Below are 15,793 nucleotides of genomic sequence, written 5' to 3'. Positions count from 1 at the left end.
TTGCCATGACCGCTACCCTGCGACACCATTCCCCCCACAACGACGACCGCCACTCGCTCCCGGACAAACACCGCCTGCCGCGCCGCTGGCGCTACGGCCTGCTGGCGCTGCTGGTCGCCTGCCTGGCGATCGCGGGCGCCGTCGTGCCCGCGGTCTGGAATCTGCTGGACCTGTTCGACCAGCTGCCCAAGATGGCCTGGCTCCAGGATCTGCTCGCGCGCTCGCCCGCCGTGAGCTGGTCGCTGATGCTGGTCTGGGGCACGGCCGTGTCGGTCGCCCTGCTGTCCATGCTGTCGCTGCGCCAGGGCTGGCAAGGCGTGGCGCTGGTGGCCGCGCTCACGCTGTGGGCCGTCCTCTGGTACCTGCACATGCCGCATGTGGAGCAATGCCATGCGATGTATGGCACGGGCAATATCTGCAACACCTGGCAATGGGTGTTCACCATCAGCCTGTCGCTGGCGACCGCGCTCTACATGTTCGTGATCTTCCTGCTGAGCCTCTCGGCGCTGGGCCTGATGTTCACTGCGCCCGACGAGACGCCCGAGGAATGAGGCGGCTTCAGCCGGGCTGGCGGCGGTAGCGCGCGGGCAGGTCGGCAATGCGCGCCATCAGCGGCAGGTCGGCGGTCTGGAAGTCGGGGTCCCAGGCCGGCGCGCCCAGCACCTTGGCGCCCATGCGCAGATAGCCCTGGATCAGGGCCGGGGGCTGCACGTTGGCGGCAGCCGGCGTGGCCCGGCCTTCGGCCGGCAGCGGCAAGGCGGTGTACGGCTGGACCTGCATCGCGGGCTCGGCGAGATAACGGGTGCGCAGCTGCTGCCAGATGGCGGCCGCGCCTTCGCCGTAGGCCAGGCCGGGGTGGTACATGGGCATGCTTGCGCAACCCAGCATGGCTTCGAGCCGGTTGCGCTGCATGAATTCGGCCAGCGCGCCCCACAGCGCGATGATGGTCGCGCCATGGCGCCAGTCGGCATGCACGCAGCTGCGGCCCAGCTCCACGAGCCGCGGCCGCCATGCGTCTATGGGCGCGAGGTCGAATTCGTTGTCCGAGTAGAGCCCGCCCGCGCGCCGCGCTTCGGCCGGCGTCAGCAGGCGGTAGGTGCCGACCACGGCCTGGCTCACCGGATCGCGCACCAGCAGGTGCTCGCAATAGTCGTCGAAGCGGTCGATGTCATGGCCTTCGAGCTGGACCGGCAGGCGCGCGCCCATTTCCTGCACGAACACCTGGTGGCGCAGGCGCTGGGCTTCGCGTACCTCGTCCTGTTGGCGCGCCCACTGCACCAGCAGACGCCCTGCAGGCCGCGCCTCCACGCAGGGGCGCAACAGCGCGGGCAGCGCCCGGGGTGGGTAGACGGGCATCGAGGATGCCCAGTCTCCTATCGGCATGGCTTGCAGGTTCTCGTCCATACATTCTCCCCGACGCGCAGCGTTGAATTGGCGTGATACCGGGGGGGATCGGGTGGGTGACGGGTAACCGCGTCACTCCCCTTTTTTTCAGCCCCGGCTCACGCTACGCATTGTTGGCGTGCGATATGACAGGGGCGTGATGGCGGCGTGACAGTTGCGTGTCGGGGGGCGCATCCCGTGCACGTGGATCTCATGCCAACGGGAAACGTGGGAGCCTGAAGCCTGCTATTCGTTCGCCCTGAACGCGTTAAAGCATGAACGCGCGCAGGGAACAGGGGGCGTGCCGCCCCCTTTCATCTCGCCAACCACTGAATCACCAGCGCGTTGACGATATCGACGAAAAAGCCGCAGACCAGCGGCACGACGATGAACGCCCGGTGGGCCGCGCCATGGCTGTGGGTCACGGCAGTCATGTTGGCCATGGCCGTGGCCGTGGAGCCCAGCGCGATGCCGCCAAAGCCCGAGCAGATCACGGCCGCCTCGTAGTCCCCCCCCATGCTGCGGAACACCACCCAGACGGTGAATGCCACGGTGAGCAGCACCTGCAGCGCCAGCACGCTGAGCACAAAGCCCATCACGCCGCCAAGCATCCACAGCTGCAAGCCCATCAGCGCCATCGTCAGGAACAGGCCCAGGCAGATGTCCGAAATCAGCGCCAGGCCCTGGCGTATGCCCTGCCAGTGCTGGGTGTCGCCCGGACCGCCGACCAGCCAGCGGCCCAGCAGATTGCGCAGCAGCATGCCCGACATCAGGCAGCCGACGAACATCGGCAGCTGCAGCCCCATTTCGTGGAACAGCGGCGTGATCACTTCGCCCAGCAGCAGTGCCAGGTTGAGCCACAGCAGCGCGCGCAGCACGCCCATGTAGTCCAGCGGCGGGCTGTGCTCGGCGGTCACGCCCACATCGAGCGCGCCCACGCCGCCGACCAGCCGGTGGCGGCGCATCAGATAGCTGGCCACCGGGCCGCCTATCATGCAGGCGACGATCAGGCCCACCATGTTGCTGGCCATGCCCAGTTCGACCGCGTTGGCGATTCCCAGGCGCTCGACAAATTCGGGCCCCCAGGCCATGGTGGTGCCTATGCCGCCGGTCAGCGAGATCGAGCCTGTCATCAGCCCGGCGCGCGGATCCAGGCCGAACAGCCCGGCCACGCCCATTCCCAGCAGGTTCTGCAGCACGATGAAGGCCGATGACAGGGCCAGCAGCCACATCACGGGCCGGCCGCCTTCGCGCAGCGTGCGCAGATCCGACTTGAGCCCTATGCCGGCGAAGAAATACAGCAGCAGCATGTCGCGCACGCCCAGATCGAACTCTATGCGCAGCCCCAGCGCCAGATAGGCGGCACCGACCACGCAGGCGCACAGAAAGCCGCCGACCACGGGCTCGGGAATGCTGTATCGACGCAACAGTGCGGATTGCTGGCTCACCTTCTGCCCGACGAAAAACAGCAGGATGGCAAGCGTGAAGCTCTGGAAAGCAGGTATGGCGAGCGTTTCAGGCAGGTTCAAAAACATTTCCAACGTCAGGCAGCGCACCGGAAATTCGGCGCAAAAATGTCCATTGTGCCTGCGCCCAAAGACAAACGGCGGCGCGCCTGCGTGCCCCAGGGCCAGCGTGCGACATGTCCGATCCGTTAAACTCCCGGATTGCCCGACCCAACCATTGACCGCTTGAACAGGCCCGAATCCGGCCCGGTTCAGGCGCCGTCCATGGCCGCCGGCTGCGCCCTTGCGGCCCAGCATCCGGCCCGGCCCAGCCCCCTTCGTGAGTGAGCACCATGTCTTTTGCCCCCCTCCAAAACGACACTTTCCTGCGCGCCTGCCGTCGCCAGGCCACCGATTACACCCCGCTGTGGCTGATGCGCCAGGCAGGCCGCTACCTGCCCGAATACAAGGCCACGCGCGCCCGGGCCGGCAGCTTCATGGGGCTGGCGACGAATGTGGACTACGCAACCGAAGTCACGCTGCAGCCGCTGGAGCGCTTTCCGCTCGACGCCGCCATCCTGTTCAGCGACATCCTGACCATTCCCGACGCCATGGGCCTGGGCCTGAGCTTCGAGGCCGGTGAAGGCCCGCGCTTTGCCAAGGTGGTGCGCGACGAGGCCGCCGTGGCCGAGCTCGCCGTGCCCGACATGGACAAGCTAAGCTACGTGTTCAATGCCGTGACGTCGATACGCCGCGCGCTCGACGGCCGCGTGCCGTTGATCGGCTTCTCGGGCAGCCCCTGGACGCTGGCCTGCTACATGGTCGAAGGCCAGGGCAGCAGCGACTACCGGCTGGTCAAGAGCCTGATGTATGCGCGCCCCGACCTGATGCACCGCATCCTGAGCGTCAATGCCGACAGCGTGGCCGCCTACCTCAATGCGCAGATTGACGCCGGCGCCCAGGCCGTGATGATTTTCGACAGCTGGGGCGGCGTGCTGGCCGATGGCTGCTTCCAGGAATTCAGCCTGGCCTACACGCGCCGCGTGCTGGCGCAGCTCAAGCGCACCGGCGTCGACGGCAGCGACGTGCCGCGCATTGTCTTCACCAAGGGCGGCGGCATCTGGCTGCCCGAGATGAAGGACATGGACTGCGAAGTGCTGGGCCTGGACTGGACGGCCAACCTGGGCCAGGCACGCGCCATCGTCGGCGGCGATGTCGGCGGCCCGGGCAAGGCCTTGCAGGGCAATATCGACCCCAACGTGCTGTTTGCGCCGCCCGAGCAGGTCGCGGCCCAGGCGCGCGCCGTGCTCGACAGCTTCGGCAAGCCACATACCGACCGCGCCACCACCGGTCCCACGCATATTTTCAACCTGGGCCATGGCATCAGTCAGTTCACGCCGCCCGAACATGTGGCAGCGCTGGTCGAAACGGTGCACAGCCACTCGCGCGCAATGCGCCAAAACTGAGCGCCTGGCTGGTCGTGCTGGCCGCGGCCTGCGGATTTCCCAGGCATGCGGCGCGGACCAAGGTGAGCGAGCGCCCACCTTGAGCCCATGTCAGTTATGCACAGCGATGGGGCTGTGCAGTGGCGCCGCCCGCGGCCCAGCGCACTTGCAGCCCGGGCCGAAAATCGCTGGAGAACAACTTGCAAGCTGTTGATTCATAACAGTATTTATCAGCACCCTCAGGACTCTCCTACAGTGACAGGCAAGAACCGATCGTAAATGGCGAAGCGTTCCCAATTGTTTGTGCACAAAGTTATCCACAGAAACTTCGGAAATTAGCAAATAAACTCTGAAATCAAGGACTTGCAGCTGGTTTCTCCTTTTTTTCTGCAAAACGCGCGGAATTTTTCGCAAAAACTAGGGGGTTCCTGGCGCTTGACAGCGACCTGCGTTCCGACTTATGCACATCAGCAGGTGGTCCCCAACACCCCAAAAACGGCTGTCACGGCAGCGTCACAGGTGTTGCAAGCCCCATGCAAGCTCTTGTTTTATAAAGAGAAGCCTCAAGGGCTGCAAACCGAACAAGCCGGCGGCCGGATCGCCAAAAGCCTTCCCGCCCGCACAAGCCCTGACAATTCCCACAAAGTTATCCACAGAAAATCGGCAAAAAGCCGGGAACCCCCGGATTTCCTTTCCCGCCGCCTTCTGAAGCTTTTTTACCCGCCGCAATGACCGCCCTGTTTCCCGTCCAGATCGCCCTGCAGATGCCGGCCCACAGCGCGGTCGGCCATCTGCTGACCTACGCGGCCAGCACGCGCCTGGCGCCCGGAACGCTGGTGCGCGTGCCGCTGGGCAAGCGCGAGATGCTGGGCGTGGTCTGGGACGATCCTGCGGCCGCAGACGATGCGCCCGCGCCTGAATCGACCTTGCAGTTGCGGCCCGTGACGGGCGTGCTCGAAGGCATTGCGCCGCTGCCCGACGCCTGGCGCCGCCTCGTGGCGTTTGCCGCGCGCTACTACCAGCGCAGCATCGGCGAAATCGCCATGGCCGCGCTGCCGCCGCAGCTGCGCGAGCTCACGGCCGAGCAGCTCGCGCGCCGGCTCAAGCCCGCGAAAAGCAAGCCCGCTGCGCCTGCCCCGGGCGCTGCGCCCGCGCTGGTCGCGCTGAGCGCCGAACAGGAGCAGGTGGTGCAGCAGATAGCGGCCAGCGCCGGCGCGGGCCGCCCTGACGCGGGCCGCCCGTTCCTGCTCTATGGCAGCACGGGCAGCGGCAAGACCGAGGTCTATCTGCGCTGCGTGCAGACTGCGCTTGACGCCGACCCCGCGGCCCAGGCGCTGGTGATGGTGCCCGAGATCAACCTCACGCCCCAGCTTGAAGCGCGCTTTGTCGAGCGCTTCGCGCCGCAGTACGGCGCCGCTGCCGTGGTCAGCATGCACAGCGGCATGACCGGACCGCAGCGCCTCAAGAGCTGGCTGGCCGCGCACACCGGCGCCGCGCGCATCGTGCTGGGAACGCGCATGGCGGTGTTTGCCAGCCTGCCCGGCCTCAAGGTGATCGTCGTCGACGAGGAACATGACGCGAGCTACAAGCAGCAGGAAGGCGCGCGCTATTCGGCGCGCGACCTGGCCATCTGGCGCGCGCGCGCCCAGGGCGCGCAGGTGATACTGGGCAGCGCCACGCCGTCGTTTGAAAGCTGGCACGCGAGCCGTCCGGCCACCGAGCAGGACCCGGGCGGGCGCTATCTGCGCCTGCACATGCCCAGCCGCATAGGCTCGGCGGCCCTGCCCAAGGTCAGGCTGGTCGACATGACCCAGCAGCCCAGGCGCGCGGTGTTCTCGCCGCCGCTGCTCGCGGCCATCACCGAGCGCGTGCAGCGCGGCGAGCAAAGCCTGGTGCTGCTCAACCGCCGCGGCTTCGCTCCCGTGCTGTACTGCGCCGACTGCGAATGGAAAAGCGACTGCCCGCATTGCAGCGCCCACCAGGTGTTCCACAAGGGCGACCGCACGCTGCGCTGCCACCACTGCGGCTTCACGCAGCGCGTGCCGCATGCCTGCCCGTCCTGCGGCAACCCCGACATCCTGCCGCTGGGCAAGGGCACGGAGCAGCTCGAGGAAGAGCTCGCGCGCCTGCTGCGCAATGTGCAGCGCCCCGACCATGAGCCGGCGCGCGTGGCGCGCATCGACGCCGACACCACCAAGGCCAAGGGAGCGCTGGAAGAGCAGCTGGCGCAGATGCATGCGGGCGACATCGACGTGCTCGTGGGCACGCAGATGGTCGCCAAGGGCCATGATTTCCGGCGCATCACGCTGGTCGCGGCGGTGCAGCCCGACAACGCGCTGTTCTCCAACGACTACCGCGCGTCCGAGCGGCTGTTCTGCCTGCTGATGCAGGCCGCGGGCCGCGCCGGGCGCGACGCCGACTATCTGCAGGCCAGCGGCAGCCGCGCCGAGATGTGGATACAGACGCGCGACCCGCAGCACGCGGTGTTCACCGCGCTGCGCACCCACGACTACCCGGCATTTGCCGCGCAGCAGCTGCGCGAGCGCGAGGACGCGGGCATGCCGCCGTTTGCCTACCAGGCGCTGGTGCGCGCCGACGCGCGTACCCAGGAGGACGCCCAGGCCTTTCTGCTGGCCGCAAGCCAGGCCGCGCGCGACGCCCAGTTGCCCGGGCTCGACGAGGTATTCCTGTTCCCGCCGATTCCCATGACCATCCAGCGCGTGGCCAACGTCGAGCGCGCGCAGATGCTGATTGAAAGCCTGGACCGCACGGCGCTGCAGCGCTTCCTGCACGCCTGGCAGCCGCTGCTGCACCAGCTGCGCGCCCAGCCTCAGCACCGGCCTTTGGTACGCTGGCTGGTCGATGTAGATCCCCTGGCGATCTGACAGGGAACTGTCAAGGACATTTTGTTACTGGGGTCTGCATCTTGCCAAGGCCTGGGCGGCAGTGCATTGTCAGTGGCTGACGCACTGCGGGTCCCCGCGGCGCCAACCACCCTGTGCTGGAGCCAATAACCATGACTGCTTCCACCCCTTCCCTTTGGCGTCTGACGATATGCGCCGGAGCCTTGGCCCTTGCCGCCTGTACTTCGGCGCCGCGCCAGGAAAGCCTGGCCGCCATGCCGGCCGCCACGCCCGTCGCCAGCGCACCCGCCGCGGCCGCTACGCCGCCAGCCCTGCCCCATGTGGTGGTGCTGGCCACGGGCGGCACCATTGCGGGCGCAGGTGCGTCGGCGGCCAGCAGCGCCACCTACCAGGCGGCCAAGGTGCCGGTCGAGCAGCTGCTGATCGGCCTGCCCGAGCTGGGCAAGGTGGCCCGCGTGTCGGGCGAACAGGTGTTCCAGATTGCCTCCGAAAGCTTCACCAACCAGCAGCTGCTGACGCTGGCGCGGCGCGTGCAGCAACTGGTGCGCCAGCCCGATGTGCAAGGCATTGTCATCACCCACGGCACGGACACGCTGGAGGAAACCGGCTTCTTCCTGAACCTCGTGGTGCAGACCGACAAGCCCATCGTGCTGGTCGGCTCCATGCGCCCGGGCACGGCGCTGTCGGCCGACGGCGCGCTCAACCTGCTGGGCGCGGTGAGCGTGGCCGGCAGCCCGGATTCGGTGGGCAAGGGCGTGCTGGTCAGCATGGCCGATGAAATCCACACCGCGCGCGATGTCGCCAAGCTCGTCAACATCCGCACCAACGCCTTTGGCAGCGCCTGGGGCCCGCTGGGCATGGTGGTCGAAGGCAAGTCCTACTGGTTCCGCGCGCCGGTCAAGCGCCACACGCGTAACAGCGAGTTCAGCATAGAGCGCATCACCACGCTGCCGGCCGTGGACATCGTCTACGGCTACGGCAACGTGCCAAGCACGGCCATCGACGCGCTGGGCGCGGCCGGCGTGCAGGCCATCATCCATGCGGGCACGGGCAATGGCTCGGTCGCCGACCGCATCGTGCCGCGCCTGAACGACCTGCGCAGCAAAGGCGTGGTCGTGATCCGCAGCTCGCGCATTCCCGGCGGCTTCGTGCTGCGCAATGCCGAGCAGCCCGACGACAAGTACGACTGGGTCGTGGCGCATGACCTGAACCCGCAGAAGGCACGCCTGCTCGCGGCGGTGGCGCTGACCCAGACCAGGGACACGCGCGAGCTGCAGCGGATTTTCTGGGAGTACTAGCCCGTCGACCCGTTCGCACTGCCTCTCGACGAGGCCGAGCGAACGGTCGCTGGCCGGCCTCAAAGGAAAGACACGCTCTCCCCCCGTTCATGGTGAGCCTGTCGAACCATGAACGCCCTGCTCTCAAGCCAAAGGCATGGCCGGCCAGGCACCTGCCCGGGAGCACGGGTGGGGGCTTCAGCCCCGTGTCATCAGCGCCACGGCGCCCGAGAAGCTCAGGAACGCCAGCGCCGTGCTGACCAGGATGATGCGCGCCACGCGCCCGCCGTGGGCGCCGAAGCGTTCGGTCAGCAGCGCCACATTGCTCGCGCTGGGCAGCGCTGCCAGCAGCACCAGCACGACCAGCGCCTGCTCCGTCAGCGGCACGCCCAGCGCGATCGCCGCGCGGCCTGCAAGCCACACCAGCAGCGGGTGGGCAATCAGCTTGGCCAGCGCCACCGGCACATAGTCGCGCGCCGCCACGCGCTCGTGGGCGTTCATCTGCGAGCGCGCGAGCACCGCGCCTATGGTGAACAGCGCCACCGGCGAGGCCGCGTCGCCGAGCATGGCCAGCGTCTGCTCGACAGGCTTGGGCAGCGTCCATTGCGCCCATGACGCCAGCGCGCCCAGCGCGATCGCCCAGGGCATGGGATTGGCGGCCATGCCCTTGAGCGCATTGCGCAGCGCCACGCCCGCACCGCCGGCCATGCCCAGGCGCGACAGCGCAATGCACAGCGAAGTCGTGACCAGCATGTCGAGCGCCATGGTCAGTATGACCGGACCCGCGCTGTGCGCGCCGAGCAGGGCCACGAGCAGCGGCACGCCCATGAAGCCTGTATTGGGAAAGGCCGCGACCAGCGCGCCAAACGCCGCGTCGTTCCAGCCCAGCCGCCGGCGCGTGAGCGCGACCACAGTGCCGACCAGCACCAGGCCGCTGGCCAGATAGACACCGGCGACCGCGGGATCGAGCAATTGCGCGATCGGCGTGCGCGCGCCGAAGCGGTAAAGCATGCAGGGCAGGGCGAAATACAGCACGAAGCTGTTGAGCCCGGCGATGGCCGACAGCGGCAGGATGCCGCGCCGGGTGGCGACAAAGCCACAGAGTACGAGCGCGAAGAACGGAGAGGTGACCAGCAAAACAGACAGCATGGCGACAGGCGATCAAAGGGAAGCGTATGGGCAGCAGCCGGCGCGCCAGCCTAAGGCATGCAGTTTGGCACGAAGTGTTACGCCTGTGACATACCCATCCGCCTCCCGGGCATGCTGCAGTGCAACACCAATCCCGCCTTCGGACCAGTATCATGCGTGCTGCCCCGCGTCCCGCACGCCGGCGCGCGCTGCCCTTTCCCGGCCTCTGTCATCCAACCGCCCGATCCTCTCCCCGCCTATGTCCGCCGGTCTCAATCTTGCCCAGCTCCAAGCTGTCCACTACACCGAAGGCCCCTGCCTGGTGCTCGCGGGCGCGGGTTCGGGCAAGACACGCGTGATCACGCACAAGATCGGCCGGCTCATCGACACCGGCCTGCATCCCAAGCGGATTGCCGCCATCACCTTCACCAACAAGGCCGCGGCCGAAATGCGCGAGCGCGCCAAGGGCCTGATAGGCCGCGCCGCCAAGGATGTGCTGATCTGCACGTTCCACGCGCTGGGCGTGAAGATGGTGCGCGAGGACGGCCAGGCGCTGGGCCTCAAGCCCCAGTTCAGCATTCTCGACTCCGACGATGTGGTCGGCATCCTCAAGGACGCGGCCGGCGGCACCACCGATGTGGCCACGGCGCGCCAATGGCAGTGGACCATCAGCAAGTGGAAGAACATGGGCTACGACAGCCGCACGGCGCTGGCCATGGCCCAGGACGACAGCGAGCGCAGCGTCGCGCTGCTGATGGCGCGCTACGAGGAACGCCTCACGGCCTACCAGAGCGTGGATTTCGACGACCTGATAGGCATGCCGCTGCGCCTGCTGCGCGACCACCCCGAAGTGCGCGAGAAATGGCAGAAGCTGCTGGGCCATGTGCTGGTCGACGAGTACCAGGACACCAACGCCACGCAGTACGAGCTGCTCAAGCTGCTGATCGGCGAGCGCGGCCATATCACTGCCGTGGGCGATGACGACCAGTCGATCTACGGCTGGCGCGGCGCGACGCTCGACAATCTCAAGAAGCTGCCGCTCGACTACCCGCAGCTCAAGGTCATCAAGCTCGAGCAGAACTACCGCTCGACCAGCGCCATCCTGCGCGCCGCCAACAACGTGATCCAGCCCAACCCCAAGCTGTATCCCAAGACGCTGTTTTCCGAGCTGGGCGAAGGCGATCCGGTGCGCGTGGTCGATGCCGACTCCGAGGAGCACGAGGCCGAGCGCGCCGTGGCGCGCATCCAGACGCTGCGCGCGGCCAGCAACCCGCCGCCGGCCTGGAAGGACTTCGCCATCCTCTACCGCGCCAACCACCAGGCCAAGCCGTTCGAGAAGGCGCTGCGCAAGGCCGCGATTCCCTACAAGGTCTCGGGCGGCACCAGCTTTTTCGACCGCGCCGAAGTCAAGGACCTGTGCGCCTGGTTCCGGCTGTGGATCAACAACGACGACGACCCGGCGTTCCTGCGCGCCATCACCTCGCCCAAGCGCGGCATAGGCCACACCACGCTGGGCAAGCTCGGCGAGTTCTCGACCCAGCACAAGCTCAGCATGTTCGGCGCGCTGTTCAGCCACATGCTGCCCGCCGTGCTGCCGACCAAGGCCCACGACAGCGTGATGGAGTTCGGCCGCTATGTGAACGACCTCGAATACCGCGCCCGCCACACGCTGGGCGCCGAGGACTCGCGCGCCTTCCTGGCCGACTGGCTCAAGGAAATCGACTACGAGAAGCACATCTACGACAGCGAGGACAGCGAGACCGTTGCCGCCGCGCGCTGGAGCAATGTGCTCGAGTTCTGCGACTGGATGGCGCAGCGCGCCGGCGGCCAGGTGGACGACACCAGCGGCAGCACCATCACCAGCGAGAAGAAAAGCCTGCTCGAGGTCTCGCAGACGATTGCGCTGCTGTCGACCATCAGCGAGCGCGAAAAGGAGCAGGACATGGTGATCCTGTCGACGCTGCACGCGTCCAAAGGCCTCGAGTGGCCGCATGTGATGCTGGTCGGCGTGACCGAAGGCATGCTGCCGTTCAAGCTCGATGACGACAACGGCCGCCAGGAAAAGGTCAGCGACGAAATCGCCCAGCGCCTGCAGGAAGAGCGCCGGCTGATGTACGTGGGCATCACGCGCGCCCAGCGCAGCCTGGCCGTGAGCTGGACCAAGCGCCGCAAGAAAGGCCGCGAAATGGTCGCCGCCATGCCCAGCCGCTTCATCAAGGAAATGGGCCTGGACCAATCGACCGCGCGCGAAGACCCGCGCGAGAAGCTGCGCCAGCTGCGCGCCGAATTTGCCCGCAAGGCCGCCGCGCAGACGCCTGCGCCCTGACCACCGATTCCGACTGCCATGCTTTTTTCCCGCATCCCTTTCCTGCGCTGCATCGCGGCGACCGCGCTGCTGTGGCTTGCCGCCAGCGCCTTCGCCCAGCCAGCGCCATGCATAGACGCCGCCGAGGCCAGCCACCAGACGCTGTTGGGCCACTGGAACGCGCAATTCACGCCGGCGGCCGATGCGCCGCCGACGACGCCCACCACGGCCCGTCTCGAACTCATCCCCCATCCCGAGCTCGCTGCCAGCGTGCGCGGCCGGGTACAACGCGCGGGCAGCGAAGCGCTGCTCGCCGGCGATGTCGACCAGGGCGATTTCACGCTCGAGGAGTCGATCAACGGAACAAATATCAGCGCCACCTGGATTGGCCAGGTGGTGGCAGACAGCTGCGGCAAGGAAATTCGCGGAACATGGACTCAGGAAAACCCTCCACTCGCCCTTTCTTTCGTGCTGCGCAAGCAGCCCGCAGAATGAACGCGCCCGGCGCGCCCACGCTGGCGGCATTCGCGGCCTGGAGCCTGCTGTCGCTGCCCGCATGGGCCGCAGGCAGCGCCCCGGTCGGCAGCACGCCCGCCGATGCCTGGCGGCTGTGCACCGCAGCCGCCAATGGGGCCGAACGCCTGGCATGCTTTGACGAATGGGCCAACAAGCAGCCCTGGCAGGCGCCGGCGGCCAGCGCCCAGGCCCTGCCCGACCAGCCCACGCTGCCCGTGCCCGAGCCCGCGCCCATAGTCGCCACGTCGGCAGCTCCGCTGACGGCCGACCCCATGCCCGCCGATCCCGTGGTGCGCGGCTGCAACGACGCCAAATACAGCGCGATGACGCGCTTCTGGGAGCTGACCGAAGGCACCGACTGCGGCACCTTCGCCGTGCGCGGCTATCGCCCGATGTCGATCTCGGTGGTTTCGGGCAGCAATGTCAACCGCCTGCCTTCGTCGCCCTCGCCCGACCACCAGAGCACCACCGAGAGCGACTACCGCAGCACCGAGACCCGGCTCAACATCTCCGTGCGCACCAAGGTGGCCAAGGGCCTGCTGGCGCACACGCCCGAACGCAAGGATTCGCTGTGGTTCGGCTATACCCAGCAGTCGTACTGGCAGGTGTTCAGCCCCGATCTGTCGCGGCCGTTCCGCACCACCGACCATGAACCCGAGTTGATCTACGTCTATCCGCTGTCGCTGTCGCTGCCTGCGGGCTGGAACTGGGCCTATGCGGGCGCGGGGCTGGTGCACCAGTCCAACGGCCAGAGCCTGCCGCTGTCGCGCAGCTGGAACCGCTGGTACCTGATGACCGGCCTGGAAAAGGGCAACGACTTCGCGGTCACCAGCCGCATCTGGAAGCGCGTCAAGGAAGGCGCGCTCAACGACGACAACCCCGACATCAGCAACTATCTGGGCCGCGCCGAACTCACCGCCACCTGGAACCCCAACCGCATCCATACGCTCAGCGCCACGGTGCGCAGCTCGCTGGGTGCGACGCCGCGCGGCGCCGTGCGACTCGAATGGCTGCGTACACTGGGCGACGGCATAGGCGGCGGACGCAGCAATCTGCGCCTGCACACGCAGCTGTTCTCGGGGTATGGTGACAGCCTGATCGACTACAACCACAAACGCACCGTGTTCAGCGTGGGCTTCAGCCTGCTGGACTTCTGAGCCCGCGGCGGCCGGCGCGCGCAGCGCCGCCACCGCGAACAGCCCGACTTTCGCACCGCTTACCCGACTTTGCAACGCCGCCCAGGCCGCGCAGAATGGGGGCTTGAAGGAGGATCGATGGATCAGCAATACCAGCTCAAGGCCGGCCACTATTACCTGTACGACATGCGCGACACACCCAGCGCAGTCACGGGTGAGCGCCGCTTTCGGCTCAGGACCGAGACCGTGGCGATTGCCTTCGACCTGCACACCGGCGAGGTGCACCAGCACGGCACGCCCACGCGCATCCATTCCTGGGCGCTGACCGCGCGCCGGCGCCTGCGCGCCGCCGGAGCCTGGGAGTCGGCCGACGACATCGTGGTGGTCTCCGGTCCTCTGCCCATTGAAGAAATCAATAACTGCCTGCGCATACGCGGCTACTGCCGGCGCATGTTCCAGCGCCTGGCAAGCCTGCCCCACGGCAAGTGGCAGGCCGGCAAGACGGCTTCCAACCAGTCTCGCCGGGCCTGACTCGGGGCTTTACTCCTCGTCGACCACATCCTGCGCATCCGCCACATCGGCCGGATCGGGATGCTTGACGATGGTCACGGGCACATTGCTCAGGCGCGCGATCTCGCGTGACACCGAGCCGATCAACGTCCGGCGCACACCGCCCTGGCCCAGCGCGCCGATGATGATCATGTCGCAGCCGTTGCGCTCGGCCATGTCGACCAGCGTGGGCGCGGGCTCGCCCAGGCCGACTTCGGTTTCATAGCTCACGCCCGCGGCCTCGACCAGCGCCACGGCGGACTCCATCAGATGCCGCCCCGCGGCGACGCTGGCCCGGGCGATCAGGTCGGGGTCCTGGGTCGCGAGTTCGAAGAACGTGGCCTCCTGCTGCACATGGGCCAGCACCAGGCTGGCATGCAGCCCCTGTCGCACCAGCTTCACGCCATGGCGCACGGCGTCCAGCGAGGGTTCCGATCCATCCACTGCAATCATGATTCTGAGCATCTAGGCCTCCGGAAGTTATCGATACCCCAGTGTGCCAGACCCTGGGCTGCCCCTCGGGAAGCACGGTCCACAGGCAGTCTGGGACAATGGCGCCCATGCTGCAGTTCGAACTCCTCCAAAACGACCCCTCCAGCCACGCGCGCCGTGGCAAGCTCACGCTCAATCACGGCGTGGTCCAGACCCCGATCTTCATGCCCGTGGGCACCTACGGCACCGTCAAGGGCGTGATGCCGCGCAGCCTTGAAGAGATGGGCGCGCAGATCATCCTGGGCAATACCTTCCACCTGTGGATGCGCCCCGGCCTCGACATCATGGAAAGCTTCGGCGGCCTGCACGGCTTCGAGAAGTGGAACAAGCCCATCCTGACCGACTCGGGTGGCTTCCAGGTCTGGAGCCTGGGCGCGATGCGCAAGATCACCGAGGAAGGCGTGCACTTCGCTTCGCCCGTGAACGGCGACAAGCTGTTCATGTCGCCCGAAGTGAGCATGCAGATCCAGACCACGCTCAACTCCGACATCGTGATGCAGCTCGACGAGTGCACGCCCTATGAGACCAAGGGCCACCTCACGACCCCCGCCGAAGCGCGCAAGTCGATGGAAATGAGCCGCCGCTGGGCCCAGCGCTCCAAGGACGAGTTCGAGCGCCTGGAGAACCCCAACGCGCTGTTCGGCATCGTGCAGGGCGGCATGTTCGAGGACCTGCGCCAGGAGTCGCTGGACGCGCTGGTCGAGATGGACTTCCCCGGCTATGCGGTCGGCGGCGTGAGCGTGGGCGAGCCCAAGGACCTGATGCTGCAGATCATGGCGCATACGCCGCATCGCCTGCCGGCGCACAAGCCGCGCTACCTGATGGGCGTGGGCACGCCCGAAGACCTGGTGCAGGGCGTGGCCGACGGCGTCGACATGTTCGACTGCGTGATGCCCACGCGCAATGCGCGCAACGGCACCATCTTCACGCGCTTTGGCGACCTCAAGCTGCGCAATGCGCGCCACAAGACCGACCACCAGCCCATAGACACCACCTGCACCTGCCACGCCTGCGCGGGCGCCTCGGGAGTGAGCTGGGACGACGGCGGGCGCGACGGTTTCTCGCGCGCCTACCTGCACCACCTCGATCGCTGCGGAGAAATGCTCGGCCCGATGCTGACCACCATCCACAACCTGCACTACTACCTGAACCTGATGCAGGAAGTGCGCGATGCACTGGACGCGGGCACATTCGCTGCGTTCCGTGCGCGGTTCAAGAGCGAGCGCGCGCGCGGCGTCTGAGACCCTGCCGGC

At 67.3% G+C, this 15,793-nt stretch carries 14 protein-coding genes; 10 read left to right on the top strand and 4 right to left on the bottom strand.

The features are described from left to right. Positions 1-5 precede the first annotated feature (5 nt). A complete protein-coding gene (locus ACSVDO_RS01890) occupies positions 6-551 on the top strand; it encodes a hypothetical protein (RefSeq protein ID WP_332537008.1) in 546 nt (181 codons plus the stop codon). Positions 552-558: 7 nt separating this feature from the next. Here the strand turns inward: ACSVDO_RS01890 and ACSVDO_RS01885 are convergent, their stop codons facing one another. Then, positions 559-1,383, bottom strand: coding sequence for a GNAT family N-acetyltransferase (locus tag ACSVDO_RS01885; RefSeq protein WP_442881478.1), 825 nt, complete (start codon positions 1,381-1,383; stop codon positions 559-561). 314 nt (positions 1,384-1,697) lie between these two features. After that, positions 1,698-2,912, bottom strand: a complete 1,215-nt coding sequence (gene gltS, locus ACSVDO_RS01880; protein ID WP_332537006.1) for a sodium/glutamate symporter — start codon at positions 2,910-2,912, stop codon at positions 1,698-1,700. Between the two features lie 269 nt (positions 2,913-3,181). Between gltS and hemE the strand changes: the two genes are divergently transcribed. The 4 genes from hemE to ACSVDO_RS01860 all read left to right on the top strand — a co-directional run bounded on the left by hemE (position 3,182) and on the right by ACSVDO_RS01860 (position 8,435). Then, complete coding sequence (gene hemE / locus ACSVDO_RS01875; protein WP_332537005.1) at positions 3,182-4,294, top strand: uroporphyrinogen decarboxylase; 1,113 nt, start codon at positions 3,182-3,184, stop codon at positions 4,292-4,294. Between the two features lie 342 nt (positions 4,295-4,636). After that, positions 4,637-5,005, top strand: coding sequence for a hypothetical protein (locus ACSVDO_RS01870; RefSeq protein WP_489594722.1), 369 nt, complete (start codon positions 4,637-4,639; stop codon positions 5,003-5,005). Continuing rightward, on the top strand, positions 5,002-7,158 hold the full coding sequence (gene priA, locus ACSVDO_RS01865; RefSeq protein ID WP_489594721.1) for a replication restart helicase PriA: 2,157 nt from the start codon (positions 5,002-5,004) through the stop codon (positions 7,156-7,158). Before ACSVDO_RS01870 ends, priA begins: the two co-directional genes overlap by 4 nt. Positions 7,159-7,289: 131 nt before the next feature. Continuing rightward, a complete protein-coding gene (locus tag ACSVDO_RS01860; RefSeq protein WP_489594720.1) occupies positions 7,290-8,435 on the top strand; it encodes an asparaginase in 1,146 nt (381 codons plus the stop codon). A 177-nt stretch (positions 8,436-8,612) separates the two neighbouring features. Here the strand turns inward: ACSVDO_RS01860 and ACSVDO_RS01855 are convergent, their stop codons facing one another. Continuing rightward, positions 8,613-9,563 carry an AEC family transporter gene (locus ACSVDO_RS01855; RefSeq protein WP_332540087.1) on the bottom strand — a complete coding sequence of 317 codons (951 nt, stop codon included), beginning with the start codon at positions 9,561-9,563 and terminating at the stop codon, positions 8,613-8,615. Positions 9,564-9,801: 238 nt separating this feature from the next. On the opposite strand from ACSVDO_RS01855, the gene ACSVDO_RS01850 reads away from it, so the two are divergent. The 4 genes from ACSVDO_RS01850 (at position 9,802) to ACSVDO_RS01835 (ending at position 14,030) form a co-directional block, all read left to right on the top strand. Beyond that, complete coding sequence (locus ACSVDO_RS01850) at positions 9,802-11,868, top strand: ATP-dependent helicase (RefSeq protein WP_332549546.1); 2,067 nt, start codon at positions 9,802-9,804, stop codon at positions 11,866-11,868. Positions 11,869-11,886: 18 nt separating this feature from the next. Next, entirely contained in the window at positions 11,887-12,342 is a 456-nt protein-coding gene (locus tag ACSVDO_RS01845) for a hypothetical protein (protein ID WP_489594719.1), read from the top strand. Then, positions 12,339-13,520: a phospholipase A gene (locus ACSVDO_RS01840; protein ID WP_489594718.1), complete on the top strand. Its 1,182-nt coding sequence runs from the start codon at positions 12,339-12,341 to the stop codon at positions 13,518-13,520. The genes ACSVDO_RS01845 and ACSVDO_RS01840 overlap by 4 nt, the downstream gene beginning before the upstream one ends. A gap of 117 nt (positions 13,521-13,637) precedes the next feature. Next, on the top strand, positions 13,638-14,030 hold the full coding sequence (locus ACSVDO_RS01835) for a hypothetical protein (protein ID WP_489594717.1): 393 nt from the start codon (positions 13,638-13,640) through the stop codon (positions 14,028-14,030). 9 nt (positions 14,031-14,039) lie between these two features. On the opposite strand, the gene ACSVDO_RS01830 is transcribed toward ACSVDO_RS01835, so the two are convergent. Next, on the bottom strand, positions 14,040-14,513 hold the full coding sequence (locus tag ACSVDO_RS01830; RefSeq protein WP_489594716.1) for a universal stress protein: 474 nt from the start codon (positions 14,511-14,513) through the stop codon (positions 14,040-14,042). A 95-nt stretch (positions 14,514-14,608) separates the two neighbouring features. Between ACSVDO_RS01830 and tgt the strand changes: the two genes are divergently transcribed. Beyond that, positions 14,609-15,781, top strand: coding sequence for a tRNA guanosine(34) transglycosylase Tgt (tgt, locus tag ACSVDO_RS01825; protein WP_489594715.1), 1,173 nt, complete (start codon positions 14,609-14,611; stop codon positions 15,779-15,781). Positions 15,782-15,793: the final 12 nt, after the last annotated feature.

Source organism: Comamonas sp. DB36 (genome assembly GCF_057914905.1).
This window is presented reverse-complemented; position numbering and strand designations above follow the sequence as displayed.

Coding starts and splice junctions, on each gene's coding strand:
- priA (WP_489594721.1), top strand. CDS start 5,002: ATGACCGCCCTGTTTCCCGTCCAGATCGCCCTGCAGATGCCGGCCCAC.
- ACSVDO_RS01840 (WP_489594718.1), top strand. CDS start 12,339: ATGAACGCGCCCGGCGCGCCCACGCTGGCGGCATTCGCGGCCTGGAGC.
- ACSVDO_RS01890 (WP_332537008.1), top strand. CDS start 6: ATGACCGCTACCCTGCGACACCATTCCCCCCACAACGACGACCGCCAC.
- tgt (WP_489594715.1), top strand. CDS start 14,609: ATGCTGCAGTTCGAACTCCTCCAAAACGACCCCTCCAGCCACGCGCGC.
- hemE (WP_332537005.1), top strand. CDS start 3,182: ATGTCTTTTGCCCCCCTCCAAAACGACACTTTCCTGCGCGCCTGCCGT.
- ACSVDO_RS01830 (WP_489594716.1), bottom strand. CDS start 14,513: ATGCTCAGAATCATGATTGCAGTGGATGGATCGGAACCCTCGCTGGAC.
- ACSVDO_RS01885 (WP_442881478.1), bottom strand. CDS start 1,383: ATGCCGATAGGAGACTGGGCATCCTCGATGCCCGTCTACCCACCCCGG.
- ACSVDO_RS01845 (WP_489594719.1), top strand. CDS start 11,887: ATGCTTTTTTCCCGCATCCCTTTCCTGCGCTGCATCGCGGCGACCGCG.
- ACSVDO_RS01860 (WP_489594720.1), top strand. CDS start 7,290: ATGACTGCTTCCACCCCTTCCCTTTGGCGTCTGACGATATGCGCCGGA.
- ACSVDO_RS01855 (WP_332540087.1), bottom strand. CDS start 9,563: ATGCTGTCTGTTTTGCTGGTCACCTCTCCGTTCTTCGCGCTCGTACTC.
- ACSVDO_RS01850 (WP_332549546.1), top strand. CDS start 9,802: ATGTCCGCCGGTCTCAATCTTGCCCAGCTCCAAGCTGTCCACTACACC.
- ACSVDO_RS01835 (WP_489594717.1), top strand. CDS start 13,638: ATGGATCAGCAATACCAGCTCAAGGCCGGCCACTATTACCTGTACGAC.